This is a genomic window from Halomonas huangheensis (assembly GCF_001431725.1).
Classification (GTDB): Bacteria; Pseudomonadota; Gammaproteobacteria; order Pseudomonadales; family Halomonadaceae; genus Halomonas; species Halomonas huangheensis.
In genome coordinates this window covers 687376-711519 of the sequence record NZ_CP013106.1, presented here as the reverse complement: position 1 = coordinate 711519, position 24144 = coordinate 687376, and the positions used below count along the sequence as shown (strand labels likewise).

Sequence of the window (24144 nt, the reverse complement as noted above, 5' to 3'; positions counted from 1 at the left end):
ATACGCCCCTAGAGGACGACCAGTGCGTCGCCTACAGACACACTGTCGCCTTCACTCACCTTGACCTCGGATACGGTGCCGGCCGCCTGAGCGCGCACCTCGGTTTCCATCTTCATCGCCTCGAGGATCACCACAACATCACCCTCGGCCACGCTGTCACCCGGCTTGACGTTGACCTTGAAGATATTGCCGGCCAGCGGTGCATCCACGCTCATGCCACTGGAAGTAGCCGGTGCAGGCGCAGATGAAGGCGAAGATGAAGAGTCCGCCACCTGAGTAATCTCACCACCTTCACTGACCTCAACCACATAGGCATTACCGTTGACCTTGACGGTGTAGGTCTCCGGACCATTGGAAGGTGCCGCGGTACTGACCACAGCAGTCTGAGTGGCCGACTGGGCAGATTCCAGCGTCGGCGCGGGCTCGAAGGCATCGGGATTATCGCGGTTCTTGAGAAACTTCAAGCCAATCTGCGGGAACAACGCATAAGTCAGCACATCATCGATCTGCTGCTCACCCTCGGCCAGACGAATATCATCACTAGCCGCCTTGTCGGTAAGCTCACCGGTGAGACGCTCCATTTCCGCGCTCAAACGGTCAGCCGGGCGCTCGGTAATCGCCTCTCCACCTTCCAACACACGTTGCTGCAATTCACGGTTGAAGGGAGCCGGCGCCACACCGTACTCACCTTTGAGCAGCGCCTGCACTTCGCGGGAGATCGACTTGTAGCGTTCTCCCATCATCACGTTCATGACCGCCTGCGTCCCAACGATCTGAGACGTTGGCGTGACCAGAGGGATATAACCGAGGTCCTCACGCACTCGCGGTATTTCAGCAAGTACATCATCGAGACGATCCCCCGCCCCCTGCTCCTTGAGCTGGCTTTCCATATTGGTCAGCATGCCACCCGGCACCTGAGCGACCAGAATGCGCGAGTCAATGCCCTTGAGAGAGCCTTCGAAGGCAGCATATTTCTTGCGCACCTCACGGAAATATCCAGCAATGTCTTCGAGCAACTCGAGATCCAATCCGGTATCACGCTCAGTGCCCTTGAGGATCGCCACCAGCGACTCGGTAGGACTGTGTCCATAAGTCATCGACATCGAAGAAATCGCGGTATCCACATTGTCGATGCCGGCTTCAGCGGCCTTGAGCGCCGTCGCCGTGGACATGCCGGTCGTGGCATGGCACTGCATGTGGATGGGAATATCCAGGGTCTGCTTGAGCCGTGTTACCAGCTCATAAGCGGTATAGGGAGTCAGTAGCCCAGCCATATCCTTGATCGCCAATGAGTCGGCACCCATATCGGCAATGGTGCTCGCCAACTCTACCCAGCTATCAAGGGTATGGACCGGGCTGACCGTATAGGAAATCGTGCCCTGAGCATGACCATCATTGGCCTTGACCGCCTTGATTGCCCGTTCCAGGTTACGCGGATCATTCATTGCATCGAAGACACGGAATACATCCACGCCGTTGGTCTTCGCCCGCTCGACGAAACGGTCCACCACATCATCAGCGTAATGGCGATATCCGAGCAGGTTTTGACCACGCAACAGCATCTGCTGAGGGGTATTGGGCATGGCTTCCTTGAGGGCACGAATGCGTTCCCAGGGGTCCTCACCCAGATAGCGAATGCAGGCATCAAAGGTCGCGCCACCCCAGGATTCGAGCGACCAGAACCCGACCTTGTCGAGTTTCTCGGCAATCGGCAGCATGTCGTCGATGCGCATGCGGGTAGCGAACAGCGACTGATGGGCGTCGCGCAGCACGACATCGGTGATGCCGAGCGGTCGTTGAATCTCACTCATATCAAAGCCCTGTTATCGTTGAAAGTTTCGGGAATAAGCTTGCAAAAAACGGAGATGAGCTGGAAATTCGTTGCAATCGGTGCAGAATCAGCGACGATGGCGCTGCCGATGCTGATGAATGGCAGCGGCGATAACCGCCATCAAGGTTTCATCCTGCTGCGGAGACGCAACAGTAGCCTTGCGAGGGGCGGCAGTCGGCGCCACCGGCTGTGGAAAGAAACGACCGATAACGCGAGACATCAGCGTCACGGTAACCACAAGCACCGTAAGAAAAACAAAAACGAAGCCCATGCCAAGTCCCATCAGGCTGAGACCTTCGCTTAGAAGCTGTGAGTCCTGCATGCGGAACACCCCCTTTTTATCGCACGAAAGTGTGCTTATTTTTCACGAACCGCACACTTTTCAGTAATTTTGATGTTGTAGACTGCCACATAAGCAGTAGATGACAATTGCGTTAAGGTAGCAGTTTTGGTTGTTAATTTACTACACACCCATCAGCTAGACGAAGGTCGCATAGGGCTCGCTCCCATGGAGGGCGTGATCGATTACCACGCTCGAGACCTGCTGACTCGCACCCCCGGCTTCGACTGGACAGTCACCGAATTCGTACGGGTGGTCGACGCACGCCTACCACCTCGTGTGTTCTACAGGCATTGCCCGGAGCTCGCCACACAGCCTATCGCCACTCCCAGCAACATCCCCGTCCACCTACAGCTTCTCGGCTCCGACCCCGAGGCACTTGCCGCCAATGCACAACAGGCATTGCGTCTGGGAGCCATCAGCCTCGATCTCAACTTCGGCTGCCCGGCCAAGCTCGTCAACCGACACGACGGCGGTGCTTCATTATTGCGCGATCCACGCCGCTTGTTCCGTGCGGTAGACGCCGTATACCGTGCTGTGGGCGACGTGATTCCGGTTACCGCCAAGATCCGCCTCGGCTTCTCCAACCGTCGCCTGGCATTGGAGTGCGCCAGAGCGGCCGAGGATGCCGGCGCCAGGCAACTGGTGGTTCATGCCCGCACCCGCGACGAAGGCTACAAGCCTCCTGCCCACTGGGAATGGATCGGCCGTATCCGCACACAATTGAGCATCCCGGTCGTCGCCAATGGCGACATCTGGAGCCTGGAGGATTACTGGAAGGCTCGAACCCTCTCCGGCTGCCGTCATGTCATGCTGGGCCGCGGCGCTCTTGCTGACCCCTGGCTGGCACCACGCATCCGACACTGGCAACGCTGCGGGCAGCGCCTTCCAGACACCAGTTGGGCGCAGCGCGCCGCCCTACTCAGCGAATATGCTGCACTGCAGCGTACTACACTACCAGAACGAATTGTAGTTTCACTACTCAAGCAATGGATGAACCAGATGCGCGCCAGGGATAGTGAAGCCGCCGAGCGTTTTCAGGCCGTGCGCCGCATCACCGACCTGGATGCCCTCCTTGATGGGCTCCACCAGCCCAGCCCCCAGGCCATTGCCATCGGCCAGTCGTGAACATGCCCTCCGAGAGCAGAACCTGCGAGTCACCCCGCGTTCGGCTCAAGCTCTCATGCAGCCAGGCTATTCTCCAGCACCAGGCAGTGGCAGCGGACAGTCGGACGGATTGTTTCGCGGCTCAATGACGGGCGAATCTGTGCGCCGGAAGCGCTCAGACACCCACGATTCGCGCGCGGAATCTACGGCCTTTCAATTTTCCATTGACGAGCTTGCCCAGCGCCTTGCTGGCAACCTCCCGCTCAACCGCTACAAAAGTAGAGAGCTCAAACAACTGGATTTTCCCAATCTGAGCTCCGTCAATGCCACCTTCCCCTGTCAGCGCGCCAACAACATCCCCAGCACGCACCTTGTGTTTCCTGCCGCCATCGATCTGCAGCGTAGACATCACCGGCCGTGAAGCCACAAAGCCGCTGGGCAACGGCGGAACATCCTGCAGCGTTATCGGCTGCTGAGTCAGCTCCTCCAACCGCTCCAGCTTATGGGCCTCCTTCCTGCTGACCAGCGATAGCGCCACCCCCTTCTGCCCTGCTCGCCCGGTGCGGCCGACCCGGTGCACATGCACCTCCGGGTCACGTGAGAGGTGGTAGTTCACTACCACCGGCAACTCCTCGATATCCAGCCCGCGCGCAGCCACGTCCGTCGCCACCAGAACGGAAGCGCTGCCATTCGCAAACAGCGCCAGCGTACAATCTCGATCCCTCTGCTCCATATCTCCATGGAGCGCGAGCGCGGAGACGCCAGCGCGCTTCAACGCCTGCGCGGCCTCATCGGTATCCTTCCTGGTATTGCAGAAAACCAGTGCCGAGGAAGCATCGAAATTGGCCAGCAACTGGTATAGCGCCACAGGCCGCTCCTCGTTGCTCTCCACCCGGTAGTATTTCTGCTCGATCGTGCTCTGGGTATGCGCCGAGGCGATTTCCACCTTGACTGGATCGCGCAGCACCCGCGTCGCCAGTGCATCAATGGTTTCGGGATAAGTGGCTGAAAACAGAAGCGTCTGCCGCTGCTTTGGCAGCTCCGCCAGAATCTGGTCCAGCACCGCCTGGAAGCCCATATCCAGCATTCGGTCTGCTTCATCCAGCACAAGAGTCTGCACCTCGCCGAGGTCGAGATTGCCCTTGCGCAGGTGATCTTCAATGCGCCCGGGCGTGCCCACCACGATATGCGCCCCATGCTTGAGCGAGCCGACCTGCGGCCCGAAGGGCATACCGCCACATAGGGTCAGAATCTTGATGTTGTGAATGGTCCGCGCCAGCTTGCGCAACTCCCTCGCCACCTGGTCCGCCAGCTCCCGGGTAGGACACAAGACCAGAGCCTGCACCCGGAATTGCTCTACCTGCAGCTTGTGCAGCAGGCCCAGACCAAAGGTCACGGTCTTGCCTGAGCCAGTTCTGGCCTGACCGATCACATCCCGCCCCTCTACAATCGCCGGCAGCGCGGCGGCCTGGATTTCCGTCAGCCGGGTATAGCCGAGATCCTCAAGGTTTGTCAGGAGGGACTGTTGTAGTGGCAGCGACTGGAAATCGCGCGGGTGGTTGGCATCAGGGGTTTTCAAAGCAGGGACTCGTCTAGTTTAGAGGGAGGGCGGCGCATTGTAGGTAAGCGCGAGGTAATTTCCCAATCGAAATGGGCATGAGCCGCTTTTGCGCTTCTTCCGGCTCCCAGACCTTGCCCCATGCAGCCTTCGTGATCAGGGCCTTGCGTCTGATGCTGGGACAAACACGCCCTGAAAGTGGATCAGGTCAACTCGTGGCTCGACCTCCAGGGCCGACCAGGCTCGTCAATCGCCGTTCAGCTCGTCCCAGGTCGGCGCCATGCGCTCGGCCTGCTCCTCACGAACGTCATCGATGACAGCCATCAGGTTCCCGACGTCGACACTGGTCGCGTCATGCTCGAAATGCCCGGTAAGGGAGCTGTCCGGGTGCAGCTCACCCGCCTCATAGAGCGCCCAGATCTCCTTGCCGTATTCGGTTTTCAACAGCTCCGGGGCGAAGCGGCCGAAATAAGCGCGCATATTGTCGACATCGCGCTCCAGCATCATGGCAGCGCTGTTGTTGCCGGATGCATCCACCGCCTGAGGTAAATCGATGATCACCGGGCCGTGGCGGTCCACCAGCACGTTGAACTCCGAAAGGTCGCCATGTACCAGGCCGGCACACAGCATGCGCACGACGTCGGCCATCACCAGGCCGTGATAGTCGCGGGCCTGCTCCGCGCTCAACGTGACGTCATCCAGCCGCGGAGCGGCGTAACCCTCGCCGTCGGAGACCAGCTCCATCAGCAGTACGCCATTGACGAAGCCACAGGGCTGAGGAACGCGCACGCCGGCCGACGCCAGCCGATACAGGGCATCGACCTCAGCATTCAGCCACGCCTGTTCCTGCTCCTGCTGGCCATAGCGGGTCTTCTTCGACATCGCCCTGGCGCGGCGGCTGTTGCGCGTCTTACGGCCTTCCTGGTACTGCACCGCCTGCTTGAAGCTGCGCTGCCTGGCTTCCTTGAAAATCTTGGCACAGCGCAAGTCGTCACCGCAACGCACCACATACACCTGCGCTTCCTTGCCGCTCATCAACTGGGCGATAACCTCATCGATCATGCCATCATCGACCAGCGGTTGTAATCTCTTGGGTACTTTCATTGTTCCTGGTAATCCGTCCTGTTCAGTCCTGAATTCAACCAAAAAATGCAGCACCCGCTGTGCCCAGCGCTGCCGAGCATTCACCCAGAAACACCTGTGCCGGTGTCCGATAGCCGAGACGCCTTCATGAGCGATTGCTCAGCTTGTTTACTGCTCGTCGCACCCCGGCACCGGTGACCTGCTGAAAGTCAGTCGCCGTCGGAAAACACCGCCGTCACAGGCCTCCACGGTACTTTCAGCTCTTCAGGTTTCAGTTCGCGATGGACACTCCTGCCGTTCGACCAGCACTACCCATTGCCCGGCGTACAGGTGACTTTCCCCTAGGTTATCCCGAGCACCACTCTCAAGACCAGCGCCAACCAAGGCGCAACTGACCATGCCTGATGCACCAAAAAAAACACCCTCACGAGGAGGGTGCATAAACGATCTGACCGGCGGGCAATGCCCAGCAAGACGGCCAACAGATTTCAGCAGAGACAAAAAACCCGCCCTCGCAAGAGGACGGGTCGGAATCTGGCGCGCCCGGGAGGATTCGAACCTCCGACCACCTGATTCGTAGTCAGGTACTCTATCCAGCTGAGCTACGGGCGCATAGGTAATGAGCAACTCATTACAAAACTACCTGAAGAACGGAAATGCTCCCTTCACCCAGGATTTTTACAAGATGGCGCGCCCGGGAGGATTCGAACCTCCGACCACCTGATTCGTAGTCAGGTACTCTATCCAGCTGAGCTACGGGCGCGTAATCCTGCGATGCCGAAGTTCCATTCCAGTAATGACATCTTATCGATGTCTTTATCGAATGGCGGAGAGGGAGGGATTCGAACCCTCGATGAGGCTATAAACCCCATACTCCCTTAGCAGGGGAGCGCCTTCAGCCACTCGGCCACCTCTCCCTCATCGGCACGGTGCGTATCCTACCGATAACCAAGGTCATTGTCCAGTCTGAAGTGAAAAATAACTACACATCAGACTGGTCAATGATCAATTCTCGCCATCATCATCGCCAGTGCTACCGCCGGACTTTTCGCGCTGGATACGTTGATAGATCTCTTCACGATGAACTGCAACGTCCTTCGGCGCATTGACACCTATACGCACCTGATTTCCCTTGACCCCTAGAACAGTGACAGTGATGTCGTCACCGATCATAAGGGTTTCGCCGACGCGGCGTGTCAGGATGAGCATGACTGATCTCCTTCTCAGACCTGTTACGAGAGTCGCTTCGCTGCCTGCGAACAGGCCAGCAGTTGTCCGGGTACTCATCATTGGGACGGACAACAACGCCTCATGACACCTGATTGTGCCGTTTAAGGGAAGCCCCGCACCAATATATATGCGGAATATGTGCGGGGCTCCTTCCTGTAGCGTAGATGCTGTACGCGGCAGCGAGGCTGCTTATTCGCTCTCGATATCAGACTTGTCGAGTCCAAAAGCCTCATGCAGGGCTCGGACAGCAAGCTCCATATGCTTCTCGTCGATTACTACGGATATCTTGATTTCCGAGGTAGACACCATACGGATGTTGATATTCTCGTCCGCCAGTACGCGGAACATCTTCGAGGCAACACCAGCATGTGAACGCATTCCCACGCCGACCAAAGAGACCTTGGCGATATTGTCATCGCCACGCAGTTCACCACCCCCGAGTTCCGGAATCACCTTGTCTTCGAGAATCCGCGTAGTTTGCTTGAAGTCCCCCTTGGCCACCGTGAATGTAAAATCAGTGTAGTCACCCGCGGGCGCAACGTTCTGCACGATCATGTCGACTTCAATATTGGCGTCGGCGATCGGACCAAGGATGCGTGACGCAACCCCCGGCACATCGGGAGTGTTAAGCAACGTCAGCTTGGCTTCATTGGCGGTAAAGGCGATACCGGAGATCAGCGGTTCTTCCATGGAGTCCTCGTCTTGTTCGGATTCTGCAACGATCAGGGTGCCGGGGCCGTCCTCGAAACTGGACAGCACGCGCAGCGGAACATTGTATTTACCGGCAAATTCGACAGCGCGAATCTGTAGAACCTTGGAGCCAAGGCTGGCCAGCTCAAGCATTTCCTCGACGGTAATGGTATCGAGACGCTGGGCCTTGGAGCATACGCGCGGATCGGTGGTATAGACACCATCGACATCGGTATAGATCTGGCTCTCATCAGCCTTCAGGGCAGCTGCCAGAGCGACACCGGTGGTATCGGAGCCACCGCGTCCAAGAGTGGTAATGTTGCCTTCTTCATCCACACCCTGAAAACCTGCGACTACCACCACCCGACCTTCATCAAGGTCTTCGCGTATCTCATCAGTCTCGATACGCTGGATACGTGCCTTGGTATGCGCACTGTCGGTCAGAATGCCGACCTGGGAACCGGTATAGGACGTGGCGGGCACTCCCAGCTTGTGCAACGCCATCGCCAGCAGAGAAATTGTCACCTGCTCACCGGTGGATACCAGCATATCCATTTCCCGGGGGGTCGGTTCGTCATTGATCTCGTTGGCCAGGCCAATCAGACGGTTGGTCTCACCGCTCATGGCGGAAACCACTACGACAATCTGATGGCCCTGATCACGAAAGCCCTTGACCTTCTCGGCCACGGCCTTGATTCGCTCCACCGAGCCGACCGACGTCCCACCGAACTTCTGTACGTATAGTGCCATATGCCGTCTTCCTCGCTCGTTGGACTGTTATGCTATGAATCAAACGGTTATGTGCTGCCGTCAGAGGGCAGAAAAAAGGCCGGAGAGCCTGTGGTTCTCTCCGACCTGGATTGGTCAAAGCCTGGTATTCAACCAATCCGATACGCTATCCAGCGCCGCGGGCAATGCAGCCACATCGCTGCCACCAGCCTGAGCCATGTCTGGGCGGCCACCGCCCTTGCCACCCACCTGTCCAGCGACATGATTGATCAACTCTCCCGCCTTGACTCTCGCGGTCAGATCATCGGTCACACCGGCAATCAGACTGACCTTCCCCGCCGCGTCATCAGCAACTCCCAGTACTACAACACCAGACCCAAGCTTGTTCTTGAGTTGGTCGAGTACACCACGCAGGTCCTTGCCCGAAACACCTTCAAGCTGAGTGCTCAGCACCTTGACGCCCTTGATCTCCTGCGCCTGGCTGAGCATATCGCTACCCGCAGCGCTGGCCAGTTTCGCCTTGAGGCGCTCAAGCTCCTTCTCGAGACTTCGATTACGCTCGACCAGTGACTCGACACGTTCTTCGATCTGCTCCGGACGCGCCTTGAGGCGCTCGGCGACACGCTGCAGGCTATCTTCCTGTGCAGCGAACCAGGCCAGAGCACCTTCACCGGTAATCGCTTCAATACGCCGCACACCAGAGGCAATACCTGCCTCGGTGACGATGTGGAAGCAGCCGATATCGCCACTACGCTGGACATGAGTGCCGCCACACAGCTCGACGGAGTAGTCGTCGGCACCAATGGTCAGCACCCGAACCCGGTCAGCGTACTTGGCTTCGAACAGTGCCGCTGCGCCGCGCTCCCTGGCCTCGTCAAGCGTCATGGTCTCGACCCGCGTCGGCGCGTTGGCCAACACCTGCTCGTTGACCAGGCGCTCGACTTCCTTGAGCTGTTCGGCCGTCATGGCTTCGAAATGGCTGAAGTCGAAGCGCAGACGCTCCGGCGTCACCAGCGAGCCTTTCTGCTGGACATGATCGCCAAGCACCATGCGCAAGGCCTTGTGCAACAGGTGCGTTGCCGAGTGGTTACGCACGGTAGCGGTACGCAGCGAGGCATCGACCTGCGGAGTCACCTTCGCGCCGACCTCGAGCGAACCTTCCAGCAGGACACCCTGATGCAGGTGATGGCCAGCCTGCTTCTGCGTGTCCTTGACCAGGAAACGCCCTTCGGCCAGCTGTAGATAACCGGTGTCGCCAACCTGACCACCGGACTCACCATAGAAGGGAGTGCGGTCCAGAACGACCACGCCACGCTGCTCGGGCTCGAGAGCGACCAGCGCATTGCCCTCACTATCAAACAGACCGACCACGGTAGCCTCATCTTCGAGGCGTTCATAACCGGTGAAATCGGTCTGACCCTCCAGCTCGATAGTGGCGCCATATTCAGCGCCAAACTGGCTAGCCGCCCGCGCTCGCTCACGCTGAGCCTCAAGTTCACGCTCAAAACCGGTCTCATCCAGGCCGACGCCACGTTCACGGCAGACATCCGCGGTCAGATCGTAGGGGAAGCCATAGGTGTCATAGAGCTTGAAGATGGTTTCACCCGGCAATGTGTCGCCGTCGAGTTCGCTCAGCGCCGTTTCCAGCAGCCCCATACCGTGATCAAGGGTGCGCGCGAACTGCTCTTCTTCCTTGAGCAACACCCGTTCGATCTGCCCACGTGCCTGACGCAGTTCAGGGTAGGCATCGCCCATTTCGGCATCCAGCGCCGCCACCAGACGATGGAAGAAGCTGCCACGCGCGCCCAGCTTGTGGCCGTGACGAATGGCACGACGAATGATACGACGCAGCACATAGCCACGCCCCTCATTGGAAGGCAGCACACCGTCGGTGATCAGGAAGGCACAGGAGCGGATATGGTCGGCGATCACACGCAGTGAGGGCGTAGTGGTATCGGCATGCTCAGTGGCCTCGGCAGCCGCCTTGAGCAGGTTCTGGAACAGATCGATCTCGTAGTTGGAGTGCACGCCCTGCATAACGGCAGCGACACGCTCCAGCCCCATACCGGTATCGATGGACGGCTTGGGCAGCGGGTTCAGATTGCCCTGGCTGTCGCGATCGAACTGCATGAATACCAGGTTCCAGATCTCGATATAGCGGTCACCATCCTCATCCGGACTGCCCGGAGGACCGCCTGCCACTTCCGGGCCATGATCGAAGAATATCTCCGAGCTTGGTCCACAGGGGCCGGTATCGCCCATCTGCCAGAAGTTGTCTTCATCGAGCTTCGAGAAGCGAGTGGGGTCAATCCCCATATCGTCCTTCCAGATACGCTCGGCCTCATCGTCACTGATATGCACAGTGACCCACAACTTTTCCTTCGGCAGGCCCATCACTTCGGTAAGGAAGGTCCAGGCGAAACGGATGGCATCACGCTTGAAGTAATCGCCGAAACTGAAGTTCCCCAGCATTTCGAAGAAGGTGTGATGGCGCGCGGTGTAACCAACATTGTCGAGGTCATTGTGCTTGCCACCGGCACGCACACAGCGCTGAGACGAGGTTGCACGAACATAATCACGCGGGTCCCGGCCAAGGAACACATCCTTGAACGGCACCATGCCGGCATTGGTGAACAGCAGCGTCGGGTCGTTGCCTGGAACCAGTGAGCTGGAGGGCACGCGAGTGTGGCCGTGTTCTTCGAAGTAACTCAGAAAGGCCTGTCTGATATCTGCGCTTTTCATGAAAATTCCGTGGCGATGAGCATGGAAGCCGTCGGGCTGGCTGCGCTATCTGCAGTGCATGCCAGCAGCCTCGGAACGCATCAAGATTCATGGCCCGGGGCTGGTCAAAGGGGAAACATTATAGCGTAGTTGTCAAGCGACTAAAGTGGGGGATATCAACTCATTGCTCGCACTACCCTGTAAAGGCACAGTGCAGCCCCGCCACTTCGGGGCTCGAGCAATATAAAGCCATGAGCTGTTCAGTGTCATCGCTACAGCTGACAGACAAAAGCTCCAGCAAGGTCAGTCAGGGCGCGAGCTCAAGCGTAGCGCTCTCATGGCTCGTGGCTCGTGGCTCGTGGCTGCTACGCTCGCCGCTGCAGGGTTTACTTACAGCTTATAACTTACCGCTTACAGCTCTTCCTCTCCCCCACGCAGTGCATTACGCACCTGCTCAAAATCAAAACCTCGGCCAGCCAGAAAGCGCTCGCGACGCGCGCGCTCGCGAGGAGAGAGGCCTTGTGTCATATCTTCGCCAAAGCGCCGCCGCAAGACCTCACTGGCCCGCTCGCTCCAGTCTACTCCCTGCTGCCTCTCGAGTTCGACCAGGCTCTGGCGTGCCAACTGGCGATCTACGCCTCGCCGCCCCAGCTCAGCCAGCATCTTGATCGGCCCCTGACCGCGTAGTATCCGATCGCGCAGCAAGCACTCGGCGAAACGCTCATCACTCTGCAGCCCTTCATCGGCAAGCTGCTGCAGGGCATCAGCCACTGCGTCACCATCGTGACCTCTTGCCCTCAAGCGTTCCGTCAGCTCGTGACGTGAATATTCACGCCTCGCCAGCAGACGAATGGCATCACCTCGCGGCGTGCTGTCAGCAGCTTTCGCAACATCCCACATCGGTCGGCCTATTCATCAAATACGCATCATCAGATACGCATCGGGCCCCGCCATGCGGAGCCCGAGTGATTCTACCATTATTTCCTGCACCACTCTCGCCACCACTACCACTGCTCTGGTGGCAGATACCGCTACAGCAAGTCATCACCGAGATCTTCACCCACAGGAAGCTCTGCAACCTCTTCCTTCTCATCCTTCTTCGCATCAGGCTGAGACAGCAACTGAGCACGAATCTGGGTCTCGATCTCGTTCAAGATCGCCGGATTGTCCTCGAGGAACTGAGCGGAGTTGGCCTTGCCTTGACCAATCTTGTTGCCTTGATAGCTGTACCAGGCCCCCGCTTTATCGACCAGTTTGCACTGCACACCCAAATCGATCACTTCACCGGCATGATAGATGCCCTTGCCATACAGAATCTGGAACTCGGCTTGACGGAACGGCGGTGCCACCTTGTTCTTGACCACCTTGACGCGAGTCTCGTTACCCACGACCTCATCGCCCTGCTTGACCGAACCGGTACGCCGGATATCCAGACGCACACTGGCGTAGAACTTGAGCGCGTTACCACCGGTCGTGGTCTCCGGGCTACCGAACATGACCCCGATCTTCATGCGGATCTGGTTGATGAACACCACCATGCAGTTGGCGTTCTTGATATTGCCGGTGATCTTGCGCAATGCCTGAGACATCAAACGAGCCTGGAGGCCAACGTGGGAGTCACCCATCTCACCTTCAATCTCGGCGCGTGGCGTCAGTGCCGCCACAGAATCGATGATGATCACGTCGACACCACCGGAACGTACCAGCATGTCGCAGATTTCCAGCGCCTGCTCGCCCGTATCCGGCTGCGAGACCAACAGGTCATCCAGGTTGACGCCCAGCTTCTCGGCATAACTCGGATCCAGTGCATGCTCGGCGTCAATGAAGGCACAGGTCTTGCCATCACGCTGCGCCTGGGCAATCACGGACAGGGTCAGAGTCGTCTTGCCCGAGGATTCCGGACCGAATATCTCGACCACACGGCCATAGGGCAAACCACCAATGCCCAAAGCGATATCCAGCCCCAGGGAGCCGGTGGAGACCGAGGGCATGACAACGCGCGGCGCATCACCGAGCCGCATGACGGTACCCTTGCCGAACTGGCGATCGATCTGGGAAAGAGCGGCGTTCAGCGCCTTCGTACGATTTTCATCCTGCGCCATGGTGGAGCTCCTGTTACCGGTTATCTGTTGACCGTTGTCCTCGAAGTCGCTCGGCGACCCGACAAATTACTGTATGGCTGAACAGTAGTATGACGAAAAATTCCGGCGGCGACCAGTCTTTCGCGTGGTCATGAACAATCCTCCGAAGAATGCACTATCGGGGCTATGCCAAACGCTCGAGCAAACCTTCCAGCGCGGTTACCACTGACTGCTGCCGTACCGCAGATCGATCGCCCTCGAACAGGAAGCGCTGCGCATCAACCCGCCCCTTGACGCTCCACGCCAGCCACACGGTGCCCACCGGCTTCTCAGCACTACCTCCCCCCGGGCCAGCGACACCACTGATCGCCACCCCGGCCTGAGCACCGCTATCGGTACAAGCACCTGCCACCATGGACTCGACCACAGCCTCACTGACTGCGCCGTGCTGCTCGAGTATCGCTGTCGACACCCCCAGCAGGCGAGTCTTGGCCGCATTGGAGTAGGTAACATAGCCCGCCTCGAACCACTCCGAGCTGCCAGCAATATCGGTAATCGCCGCCGCGACTCCGCCACCGGTGCAGGACTCCGCAGCGGTGACACTGATCCCCAGCTCGAGACATCTCTGGCCCAGGCGTTCTGCAAGAGACTGCGATGCTTTCAACAATTCAGACATATAGCCAATGCCTCAGAACCAACACGGCGCCCTACTCGGCGCCGCATTGGTCGTCATGAAATGGTAGGTGCATGCAATCAACAACCGAGCGTCCAGCATCAGCGTCTGGCGATGATCCACACCGCGTGAACAATGCCGGGGATATAGCCGAGAAGCGTCAGTAGAATATTGAGCCAGAAGTGCAGACCAAACCCCACTTGCAGGAACACCCCTACCGGAGGAAGAAGAATGGCCAGAATAATGCGAATAACGTCCATATACGCGCTCCTTTAGCTAGTCAGTCATGTACAGGATCTGCACAAGGCAAGCAGAATGCTACCAACCGGTGTCGTCAATCATGGATGTCACCGATTGATGTCACCATAGCCGAAACAGCGTAACCGTGGGGCCCGATCACTACAAATCACTCGGTGGCAAGTTCACGCAATTTTCAACATTGTCACGGCTCGGGACACACTGTTACGGCTCAGGGCACGCTGTCACAACTCTGGACAAATTGCCCAGCGTTACGTTCCCTGCGGTTGTACTGAATCAACCACAGGACCAGTATCTCCTGCGATTGGGCACATTGAGCTGTAAGCTCCGGAAGGCCTGAACGGCTACAGAATGCCCGTGTCGTCGTGCTATTCTGTGCGATCGCCAGACGCCCATGACGACAAGCCACTCGCCACAGGAATCATCAAGTCCCAATGAACGACATGGCCAAGCCCAGCCCCCCCGCCCATACGCCAATGATGACCCAGTTCCTCAAGATCAAGCGGGAGCATCCCGAGGTGCTGTTGTTCTATCGCATGGGCGATTTCTACGAGCTGTTCTTCGACGATGCCAGGCGCGCCTCGGCGCTGCTCGACATCACCTTGACCCAGCGCGGGCAGTCGGCGGGCAAGCCTATTCCCATGGCCGGCATACCCTATCATAGCGCCGAAGGATATCTGGCACGGCTGGTTGCGGCTGGCGAATCGGTGGCAATCTGTGAGCAGATCGGTGACCCGGCAACCTCAAAGGGTCCGGTCGAGCGCAAGGTAGTGCGCATTGTCACTCCCGGCACTCTGTATGACGAAGCACTGCTGGATGCCCGTCGTGACAACCTGTTGGTCGCTATCGCTCCCACTGGCGAACATATCGGCATCGCCTGGCTGGAGCTGTCCAGCGGACGTTTCAGTGTTCTCGAAATCGACAGCGAAGCCGAGCTGCTGGGCGAACTGACACGTCTCGATCCTGCCGAACTGCTGGTCGCAGAAAGCCAGACGCTGCCAGGCGCCCTCTCCGAACGCCGAGGCCTGCGTCGCCAGAGCGATTGGCTGTTTGACCTGGAAAGCTCCACGCGCGTGCTGTGCGATCAGTTCGGCGTCCAGGATCTACGCGGCTTCGGCTGCGCCCACTTACAGGCCGGGATCATCGCAGCGGGAGTATTGATCGATTATGCCCGCGACACACAGCGCAGTGCTCTGCCCCACGTCACCTCTCTCGGTGTCGAGAACCGCGATGATGCGGTGGTCATCGACGCCGCCAGCCGCCGCAACCTGGAGATCGACACCAATCTCGGCGGCAATAGCGACAACACGCTGGCCAGCGTGCTCGACACCACCACTACTGCCATGGGATCACGCCTCCTGAAGCGCTGGCTGAACCGGCCCTTGCGTGATCGTCAGCAGGTGCAGGGACGCCAGGCCGCCATCTCACTGCTGCTGGATCGCGACGATTACCAGGGGCTGCGCGACGAGCTCAAGGCCATCGGTGATGTCGAGCGCATCCTTGCACGAGTGGCTCTCTATAGCGCTCGCCCACGCGATCTGGCCCGTCTTCGCGACGCCTTCAATGCCCTCCCGGCGCTGGAGGGCAACCTGACCACATTTGCCGAAGGCACTGCATTAGACGACCTCAGGCAGCATATTCACCCCTACCCTGAACTCGCCGACACGCTGACCCGGGCCCTGATCGACAATCCCCCGGTGGTGATTCGCGATGGCGGTGTGATCGCCGATGGTTTCGATGCCGAACTGGATGAGTATCGCGGCCTTGCCGAGCATGCCGGCGACTACCTGGTGCAGCTCGAGACCGGAGAGCGTGAGCGCACCGGACTAGCAAGCCTCAAGGTCGGCTACAACCGGGTCCATGGCTACTACATCGAAATTCCTCGCTCCCAGGCGCGCGAGGTGCCGGTTGACTATATCCGTCGCCAGACGCTGAAAAATGCCGAACGCTTCATCATCCCCGAACTCAAGGAGTTCGAGGACAAGGCGCTATCGGCAAAGTCCCGCGCCCTCGCTCGCGAAAAGCTGCTCTATGATGGATTGCTCGACAACCTGAATGCCCAGCTTGGTGAGATGCAGGCTACCGGCCGAGCGCTGGCCGCACTGGATGTACTCTGCGCGCTTGCCGAACGTGCTCGAGCACTGGACCTTGTAAGCCCTACGCTTGCTGAAGCGCCAGGCATCGACATCCTCGGCGGCCGTCACCCGGTTGTCGAACAGGTCAGTGACAACCCCTTCGTCCCCAATGATCTGCGTATGGACGATGAGCGTCGCATGCTGGTGATTACCGGCCCCAACATGGGGGGTAAATCAACCTATATGCGCCAGGCCGCACTGATCACCCTGTTGGCCCACGTAGGCAGCTTCGTGCCTGCCGACTCCGCCACCATTGGCCCGGTGGACCGCATTTTCACTCGAATAGGCTCCAGCGACGATCTTGCTGGCGGACGCTCAACCTTCATGGTCGAGATGACCGAAACCGCGAATATTCTGCACAATGCCACTGAACAAAGCCTGGTGCTGATGGATGAGATCGGGCGTGGCACCAGTACCTTCGACGGTCTGTCCCTCGCCTGGGCCAGCGCGGAACACCTGACTCAAACTCGAGCCTTTACCCTGTTTGCCACCCACTACTTCGAGATGACCGCGCTGGCCGAGCAGGCAACGACGGTGGCCAACGTGCATCTGACTGCCGCAGAACACAATGATGGAATCATCTTCATGCACCGCGTCGAAGAGGGCCCCGCCAGCCAGAGCTATGGCCTACAGGTGGCACAATTGGCGGGGGTTCCTCAGTCAGTCATTACTGCCGCCCGAGCCCGCCTCGCGACGCTCGAACAGCACGAAGTCGATCTGGGGCATACACAGTTACAGAACACCCATATGCCAGGCACTCCCCAGCAAGCTGATTTGTTTGCCAGTGCGCCTCACCCGCTGCTCGAGCAACTGTCAGAGCTGGCAGTGGATGAGCTGACACCGCGCCAGGCACTTGAGCTGCTCTATCAGTGGAAAGCCGCACTCTGAACCATCTGCAACCTGGAAGCAGGCAAGGCTTGCCCCCTTCCGACCCGCAGGACTAGAATGTGGCACTCGAAGACCGTGATTATAAAAACACCATCTCGATATAACCAAACGAGCTAATCGTGATCAGCGCGGCAACAAGCCCGCAAGACCACGAACTGGCGCCCGGCATACCTGGTGCCATTACTCACCAATGATTTTTCTGCCGGCAGGATACCGGCGAGAGGAAGGGAGACTGGCATGACATTCGTCGTCACCGAAAACTGCATCAAGTGCAAGTACACCGACTGTGTCGAGGTGTGCCCGGTGGATTGTTTCTATGAGGGACCAAACTTTCTGGTCATCCATCCCGACGAATGCATCGATTGCGCGTTGTGCGAGCCGGAGTGCCCGGCCGAGGCGATCTTTTCCGAGGACGAACTCCCTGACGGGCAGGAACAGTTCATCGAGATCAACGCCGAACTGTCGGAAGTGTGGCCCAACATCAGCGAACGAAAGGACCCACTCGACGACGCCCAGGAGTGGGATGGCAAGAGCGACAAGCTCAAGCTTCTCGAGCGGTAAGCGGTAAGCGGTAAGCGGTAAGCGGTAAGCGGTAAGCAACGAGCTTCGCGCCACAGGCCATCCAGAAAAGGCCGGGGGTCGGAGCTCTTCTTTTACAGCTGACGCTGTATAACTCGCTCGCCGGGCTTTACGTACACCTCGAGCTGCTCGCAGTTGGAACGTAAAAGCTGGACACCAAAAAAAAGGCGGCCCGTAGGCCGCCCGCTCCAAGCATGTCCTTGAGCGGCTCCTTCCGCTCACTTCCTTTGAGTGACGTCCTTGCCCAGAAAGCAACTACCTTGTCGCACCAGGCGCACTCAAATCGCAATCCATTACGCATCCTGAATCAAGAGTTGGTATTTCGGGGTAATCCCCCAGGCGCAATTGACCCTCCCCTGCCAACGCTGGACGCCTCCGTGCAATCACAACGCTGTCTCCCCAGGGAAGGACCAGTTTCGCCGTCAATACCGCTTGCGAAGCCTGACCTCTCTGATCCATGCCTGTCATTCTGGCATTTCTACGCGGCTTCTCAACTCGGCAGATTACGCTCCCAACTGCACAACACTATCGTTTACTAAAAGTTTATCCTTATAAATCAATGCATTAAAAAAGCCCGCGAGAGCTTCGCGGGCTTTTAGGGCAGTATATTGGCGGATATCTTACAAATCTTGTCGTCAATCTCTTACAAAATGCATCGGGATAAACAACAGTAATCGCTTATATCCCGGTGACTTATTGCCCTTTGATAGCACTCAAACCGGGGTACGCGACACGATCCATCAGGTCCTGCTCTATCACCAGAAGACGGTTGTACTTGGCCACGCGGTCGGAACGACACAGAGAACCCGTCTTGATCTGTCCCGCCGAGGTACCCACTGCCAGATCAGCGATGGTGGTATCTTCCGTCTCGCCGCTACGGTGAGAGATTACCGCAGTAAAACCTGCATCCTGGGCCATACGAATGGCATCCAGAGTTTCGGACAGTGAACCGATCTGGTTGAACTTGATAAGAATCGAATTGCCGATCTGCTCGTCGATGCCGCGCTTGAGGATCTTCGTGTTGGTGACGAACAGGTCATCACCTACCAGCTGCACACGATCACCCAGCTTGTTGGTCAGCGACTTCCAGCCATCCCAATCAGACTCGTCCAGACCGTCCTCGATGGAAACGATCGGGTATTCATCGACCAGACCGGCCAGGTAGTCACCAAAGCCTTCGGAGTCGAAGCTCTTGTCCTCACCGGCCAATACGTACTTGCCATCCTTGTAGAACTCGCTAGCCGCACAGTCCAGCGCCAGCGTCATGTCCTTACCCAGCTCATAGCCGGCATCAGCAACAGCCTGCTTGATCACCGCCAGCGCTTCAGCATTGGACGCCAGATTGGGCGCGAAACCACCCTCGTCACCTACTGCAGTGGCCAGGCCACGCGCCGACAACACCTTTTTCAGAGCGTGAAAGACCTCGGCCCCCATGCGCAGTGCTTCGCGGAAGTTGGCTGCGCCGACTGGCTGGATCATGAACTCCTGAATGTCGACGTTATTGTCGGCATGCTCGCCGCCATTGAGGATATTCATCATCGGCACCGGCATCAGGTACTGGCCCGGCTGACCATAGAGCTCGGCAATATGCGCGTAGAGCGCGACACCCTTGGCGTTGGCGGCGGCCTTGGCGGCAGCCAGCGATACGGCAAGAATGGCGTTGGCGCCGAGATTTTCCTTGTTGTCGGTGCCATCAAGCTCGAGCATGGCATTATCGAGACCGCGCTGATCACGCGCATCCATGCCTACCAGGCACTCGCGAATCTTGCCGTTGACAGCCTCCACAGCCTTGAGCACGCCTTTGCCGAGGTAGCGACTCTTGTCACCATCACGCAGCTCCAGCGCTTCACGCGAGCCGGTGGAAGCACCACTTGGTGCACAGGCAACGCCTACCGCGCCACTCTCAAGACGTACTTCAGCCTGCACAGTGGGGTTGCCACGCGAATCCAGAACTTCAAGAGCGCGAATTTCAACAATCTTCGTCATGTTCTTTTGTCCCTCAGGTGTCAAAGGTTTGTGTCAGCGTTGTAGAGCAATGGTCAGCGAATCTCGATATCGGGGAGCCCCTTGACCAGATCATCCAATGCCTTGATCTGCACAAGGAACGGCTCGAGCTTGTCCAGTGGCAGTGCACAGGGGCCATCGCACAGAGCAGCATCCGGATCGGGATGCGCCTCGAGGAACAGGCCCGCAATACCTACGGCCACTCCCGCACGTGCCAGATCGAGTACCTGGGCTCGGCGCCCATCGGCACTATCGGCTCGACCACCGGGGCGCTGCAGCGAGTGAGTGACATCAAACAACAACGGGAAACCAGTATCCTTCATCTCGCCGAAGCCGAGCATGTCCACTACCAGGTTGTTGTAGCCGAAACTCGAGCCCCGCTCACATAGCAGGATACGCTCGTTTCCGGCTTCCTTGAACTTGCTGATGATGTGGCGCATTTCATGCGGAGCCAGAAATTGCGGCTTCTTGATATTGATCACAGCCCCGGTTTCAGCCATCGATACTACCAGATCAGTCTGGCGCGCAAGGAAGGCCGGCAACTGGATGATATCGGCAACTTCAGCCGCCGGAGCCGCCTGATACGGCTCGTGCACGTCGGTGATGACCGGCACCCCGAAGCGCTCCTTGACCTCGGCCAGTATCTCCAACCCCTGCTCCAGACCCGGGCCACGGAAGGAGTGAATCGAACTGCGATTGGCCTTGTCGAAGCTGGCCTTGAAGACGTAGGGAATACCGAGTTTGTTGCTCACTTCGACATACTTTTGCGCCACTTCCATGGCCATGTCGCGAGACTCGAGCACATTCATCCCGGCAAACAGGACCAGCGGCAATGAATTGCCGGCCCTGAGGCCGGCAAATTCGATGGTACGTTGTGCTGCAGACATACGGATTACTCCTGATGTGCAGACTGGCTACGAGTCCGTTGTGCCTTGTGGTTCAACGCCGCGTTGACGAAGCCAGTGAACAGCGGATGACCATCGCGTGGAGTCGATGTGAACTCCGGGTGGAACTGGCAGGCCACATACCAGGGGTGGTCCGGTAGCTCGATCATCTCGACCAGCGAGTTGTCGACGCTACGACCGGAGATCACCAGCCCGGCCTTCTCCAACTCATCGATGAACTGATTGTTGACCTCAAAGCGGTGGCGATGACGCTCGACGATCACTTCATCACCATAGGCTTCGCGCGCCCTGCTGCCTTTCGCTAGACGACACTCCTGACCGCCGAGGCGCATGGTACCGCCTAGATCAGAAGCCTCATCGCGCACCTCGATCTTGCCTTCCGGTGTCAGCCACTCGGTAATCAGACCAACAACCGGATGCTGAGTTTCATGAGTAAACTCGGTGGAGTTGGCGTCATCCCAGCCTGCAATATGGCGGGCAAACTCGATGACCGCCACCTGCATACCGAGACAGATCCCCAGGTACGGAATCCCATTCTCGCGAGCGTATCGCGCCGTGAGGATCTTGCCCTCGACACCACGCTCACCGAAGCCACCAGGCACCAGAATCGCGTCCTTGCCGGCCAGACGATCCGCACCATGACGCTCGATGTCCTCGGAGTCGATATAGTCGACATTGACCTTCACCCGGGTCTGGATACCGGCGTGAATCAGTGCCTCGTTGAGCGACTTGTAGGCGTCGAGCAGCTCCATGTACTTACCGACCATGGCGATATTGATCGACTTCAGCGGGTTGAGCTTGGCATCGAGCACCTTGACCCACTCGGCCAGATCCGCTGGAGCCGCATCAAGGCGAAACTTGTCGCAGACAATATCGTCAAGACCGTACTCATGCAGCATCAGCGGAATGCGATAGATAGTATCGGCATCCTGCAGCGGCACTACTGCTCGTTCTTCGACATTGGTGAACAGCGCAATCTTGCGGCGCTCGACTTCCTCAAGACCAACCTCAGAGCGACAGATCAGAATATCCGGCTGAATACCGATCGAGCGCAGCTCCTTGACCGAGTGCTGGGTCGGCTTGGTCTTGGTCTCGCCTGCGGTCTGGATATAGGGCACCAGGGTAAGGTGCATGAAGAGCGCACGCTGGGCGCCCAACTCGCTGCGGATCTGACGGATCGACTCGAGGAACGGCAGAGACTCGATGTCACCGACCGTACCGCCGATTTCCACCAGCGCCACATCAAAGCCTTCGCCGCCTTCATAGACACGACGCTTGATCTCGTCGGTGATGTGCGGAATGACCTGCACGGTACCGCCGAGATAGTCACCACGACGTTCCTTGCGCAGCACATGCTCATAAACGCGGCCGGTGGTGAAGTTGTTGGACTGGGTCATGCGCGTACGAATGAAGCGCTCGTAATGGCCCAGGTCCAGGTCAGTCTCGGCACCATCCTCGGTGACGAACACCTCGCCGTGCTGGAACGGACTCATGGTACCCGGATCCACATTGATGTAGGGATCGAGCTTGAGCATGGTGACCTTGAGTCCGCGAGCCTCAAGAATCGCTGCCAGCGAAGCCGACGCAATGCCCTTGCCAAGTGAGGACACAACGCCGCCGGTCACGAAGATATATCGTGTCATGGAGAACCTGTCGAAACGTAATCGGTAGGCCCGGCAGAAAGCCGCGCCAGGATGGGACGACAGCGTAGCAGATATCGACTAATGGCTCAATTTCAGTTGCAGGAATACCCCGTCTGCGTCAGCCACCACCCTGCCACAAAGGCAAGGTGGCGGCGAAACAAACATTGCCGGTTCAACCAGTTACGCAAACAACTCGGCTCCTGCCGGTCACGTCATGTCCGATCATCTCAAACCTCGAGATAATCGAGAATGCCCTCAGCGGCCTGACGTCCTTCATATACAGCGGTAACCACAAGATCCGAGCCACGCACCATATCGCCACCGGCGAAGATCTTCTCGTTGGTCGTCTGGAAGGCAAAGTCCCCGCGTTCCGGCGCCTTGACACGCCCACGCTCATCCATCTCGATTCCCCAGGTCTCGAACCACGGAGCAGGGCTCGGCTGGAAGCCAAAGGCAATCACTACCGCATCGGCAGCGATGATCTCCTCGGACCCCGGCACCACCTCAGGGCGACGACGTCCATTCTCGTCGGGTTCACCCAGGCGTGTGCGCACCACCTTGACGCCTTCGACGCGCTCCTCACCCACCACAGCCACCGGCTGACGGTTGAACAGAAACTCGACCCCTTCTTCACGAGCATTGGCCACTTCGCGACGAGAGCCCGGCATGTTGTCCTCGTCACGACGGTAGGCACAGGTCACTTCACGGGCGCCCTGACGAATCGCGGTGCGGTTGCAATCCATCGCCGTATCGCCACCACCCAACACCACCACGCGCTGCCCCTTGAACGACACATAGTCAGCAGGGTCCTTCTCGAAGCCCAGGCAATGGTTGACGTTGGCAATCAGGTAGTCCAGCGCCTTGTGTACTCCCGGGAGCCCTTCGCCCGGGAAGCCACCTTCCATATAGTTGTACGTCCCCATCCCCAGGAACACGGCATCATATTCCTCGAGTAGACGGTCGAACGATACATCCTTACCGATCTCGGTATTGAGACGGAACTCGACTCCCATTTCCTCGAACACCGCCCGACGCCGCTCCATGACGGTCTTCTCGAGCTTGAACTCGGGAATACCGAAGGTCAGCAGACCACCGATTTCCGGGTACTTGTCGAACACCACCGAGCGCACGCCATTACGCGCCAGGATGTCGGCACAGCCGAGGCCAGCCGGGCCGGCGCCCACGATGGCCACCTTGCGGTCGGTCCAGGTCACCTGGCTCATGTCCGGGCGCCAGCCCATGGCAAAGGCGGTATCAGTGATGTACTTCTCCACCGAGCCGATGGTCACCGCACCGAAGCCATCATTGAGCGTGCAGTCCCCCTCGCACAGGCGGTCCTGGGGGCAGACTCGACCACACACTTCAGGCAGCGAGTTGGTGCGATGCGACAACTCGGCGGCCTCGAGAATATTGCCCTCGCTGACCAGTTGCAGCCAGTTGGGAATGTAGTTGTGAACCGGACATTTCCATTCACAGTACGGGTTACCACAGTGCAGACAACGGTGAGCCTGACTGACCGCATCCTGAGGTTTATACGGCTCATAGATCTCGGCAAACTCGCGCGAACGCGTGTGTGCCGGCTTCTTCTGTGGATCCTGACGACCGACATCAATGAACTGAAAATCGTTACTCATACGGGTAGCCATGGATACTCCTCTATGTTCGGGGCGCCTGTTTGTTCGGGGCGCT

18 protein-coding genes, 3 tRNA genes and 1 pseudogene are annotated in these 24144 nt (G+C 58.4%); 3 read left to right on the top strand and 19 right to left on the bottom strand.

All coding sequences use genetic code 11. From position 1 onward, the window contains the following. Positions 1–8 precede the first annotated feature (8 nt). Positions 9–1811 (bottom strand): sodium-extruding oxaloacetate decarboxylase subunit alpha, encoded by a 1803-nt coding sequence (gene oadA / locus AR456_RS03275; RefSeq protein WP_021819919.1) that lies wholly within the window; start codon positions 1809–1811, stop codon positions 9–11. A gap of 87 nt (positions 1812–1898) precedes the next feature. Continuing rightward, entirely contained in the window at positions 1899–2153 is a 255-nt protein-coding gene (locus tag AR456_RS03270) for an OadG family protein (RefSeq protein WP_021819918.1), read from the bottom strand. A 186-nt stretch (positions 2154–2339) separates the two neighbouring features. Here AR456_RS03270 and AR456_RS03265 point away from each other — a divergent pair, with 186 nt between their 5' ends. Next, positions 2340–3299, top strand: a complete 960-nt coding sequence (locus AR456_RS03265; RefSeq protein ID WP_021819917.1) for a tRNA dihydrouridine synthase — start codon at positions 2340–2342, stop codon at positions 3297–3299. A gap of 154 nt (positions 3300–3453) precedes the next feature. On the opposite strand, the gene dbpA is transcribed toward AR456_RS03265, so the two are convergent. The 13 genes and pseudogenes from dbpA to AR456_RS20805 form a co-directional block, all read right to left on the bottom strand. Further along, positions 3454–4857, bottom strand: a complete 1404-nt coding sequence (gene dbpA, locus AR456_RS03260) for an ATP-dependent RNA helicase DbpA (protein WP_021819916.1) — start codon at positions 4855–4857, stop codon at positions 3454–3456. Positions 4858–5082: 225 nt separating this feature from the next. Further along, complete coding sequence (locus AR456_RS03255) at positions 5083–5940, bottom strand: PA4780 family RIO1-like protein kinase (RefSeq protein WP_021819915.1); 858 nt, start codon at positions 5938–5940, stop codon at positions 5083–5085. A 34-nt stretch (positions 5941–5974) separates the two neighbouring features. After that, positions 5975–6154 (bottom strand): annotated as a pseudogene (locus tag AR456_RS21855) (IS30 family transposase); the annotation flags it as partial. A 300-nt stretch (positions 6155–6454) separates the two neighbouring features. Next, positions 6455–6531: transfer RNA gene (locus tag AR456_RS03250), tRNA-Arg, on the bottom strand. Between the two features lie 74 nt (positions 6532–6605). Further along, positions 6606–6682 (bottom strand) — tRNA-Arg (locus AR456_RS03245). A 61-nt stretch (positions 6683–6743) separates the two neighbouring features. Next, positions 6744–6836 (bottom strand) — tRNA-Ser (locus tag AR456_RS03240). A gap of 88 nt (positions 6837–6924) precedes the next feature. Then, the gene (gene csrA / locus AR456_RS03235) at positions 6925–7128 is read right to left on the bottom strand and encodes a carbon storage regulator CsrA (protein ID WP_021819914.1); all 204 of its coding nucleotides are present in this window, start codon (positions 7126–7128) and stop codon (positions 6925–6927) included. 210 nt (positions 7129–7338) lie between these two features. After that, a complete protein-coding gene (locus AR456_RS03230) occupies positions 7339–8589 on the bottom strand; it encodes an aspartate kinase (RefSeq protein ID WP_021819913.1) in 1251 nt (416 codons plus the stop codon). Positions 8590–8703: 114 nt separating this feature from the next. Next, positions 8704–11310 (bottom strand): alanine--tRNA ligase, encoded by a 2607-nt coding sequence (gene alaS / locus AR456_RS03225; RefSeq protein ID WP_021819912.1) that lies wholly within the window; start codon positions 11308–11310, stop codon positions 8704–8706. A gap of 390 nt (positions 11311–11700) precedes the next feature. Further along, positions 11701–12189, bottom strand: a complete 489-nt coding sequence (locus tag AR456_RS03220; protein ID WP_021819911.1) for a regulatory protein RecX — start codon at positions 12187–12189, stop codon at positions 11701–11703. Between the two features lie 131 nt (positions 12190–12320). Further along, complete coding sequence (recA, locus tag AR456_RS03215) at positions 12321–13391, bottom strand: recombinase RecA (RefSeq protein WP_021819910.1); 1071 nt, start codon at positions 13389–13391, stop codon at positions 12321–12323. Positions 13392–13554: 163 nt separating this feature from the next. Next, positions 13555–14046 (bottom strand): CinA family protein, encoded by a 492-nt coding sequence (locus AR456_RS03210; protein ID WP_021819909.1) that lies wholly within the window; start codon positions 14044–14046, stop codon positions 13555–13557. Positions 14047–14144: 98 nt separating this feature from the next. After that, the gene (locus AR456_RS20805; RefSeq protein ID WP_021819908.1) at positions 14145–14303 is read right to left on the bottom strand and encodes a YqaE/Pmp3 family membrane protein; all 159 of its coding nucleotides are present in this window, start codon (positions 14301–14303) and stop codon (positions 14145–14147) included. 432 nt (positions 14304–14735) lie between these two features. Here AR456_RS20805 and mutS point away from each other — a divergent pair, with 432 nt between their 5' ends. Both mutS and fdxA read left to right on the top strand, forming a co-directional pair. Further along, entirely contained in the window at positions 14736–17324 is a 2589-nt protein-coding gene (gene mutS / locus AR456_RS03205; protein WP_021819907.1) for a DNA mismatch repair protein MutS, read from the top strand. 237 nt (positions 17325–17561) lie between these two features. Continuing rightward, a complete protein-coding gene (fdxA, locus tag AR456_RS03200; RefSeq protein ID WP_021819906.1) occupies positions 17562–17885 on the top strand; it encodes a ferredoxin FdxA in 324 nt (107 codons plus the stop codon). A 711-nt stretch (positions 17886–18596) separates the two neighbouring features. Here the strand turns inward: fdxA and eno are convergent. From eno to AR456_RS03180, 4 genes are all read right to left on the bottom strand, one after another. Beyond that, positions 18597–19889: a phosphopyruvate hydratase gene (gene eno / locus AR456_RS03195; protein ID WP_021819905.1), complete on the bottom strand. Its 1293-nt coding sequence runs from the start codon at positions 19887–19889 to the stop codon at positions 18597–18599. Positions 19890–19942: 53 nt separating this feature from the next. Beyond that, positions 19943–20794 (bottom strand): 3-deoxy-8-phosphooctulonate synthase, encoded by an 852-nt coding sequence (gene kdsA / locus AR456_RS03190; RefSeq protein WP_021819904.1) that lies wholly within the window; start codon positions 20792–20794, stop codon positions 19943–19945. Positions 20795–20799: 5 nt separating this feature from the next. Further along, a complete protein-coding gene (locus AR456_RS03185) occupies positions 20800–22455 on the bottom strand; it encodes a CTP synthase (protein WP_021819903.1) in 1656 nt (551 codons plus the stop codon). Positions 22456–22682: 227 nt separating this feature from the next. Continuing rightward, entirely contained in the window at positions 22683–24101 is a 1419-nt protein-coding gene (locus AR456_RS03180) for an FAD-dependent oxidoreductase (RefSeq protein WP_021819902.1), read from the bottom strand. Positions 24102–24144 lie beyond the last annotated feature (43 nt).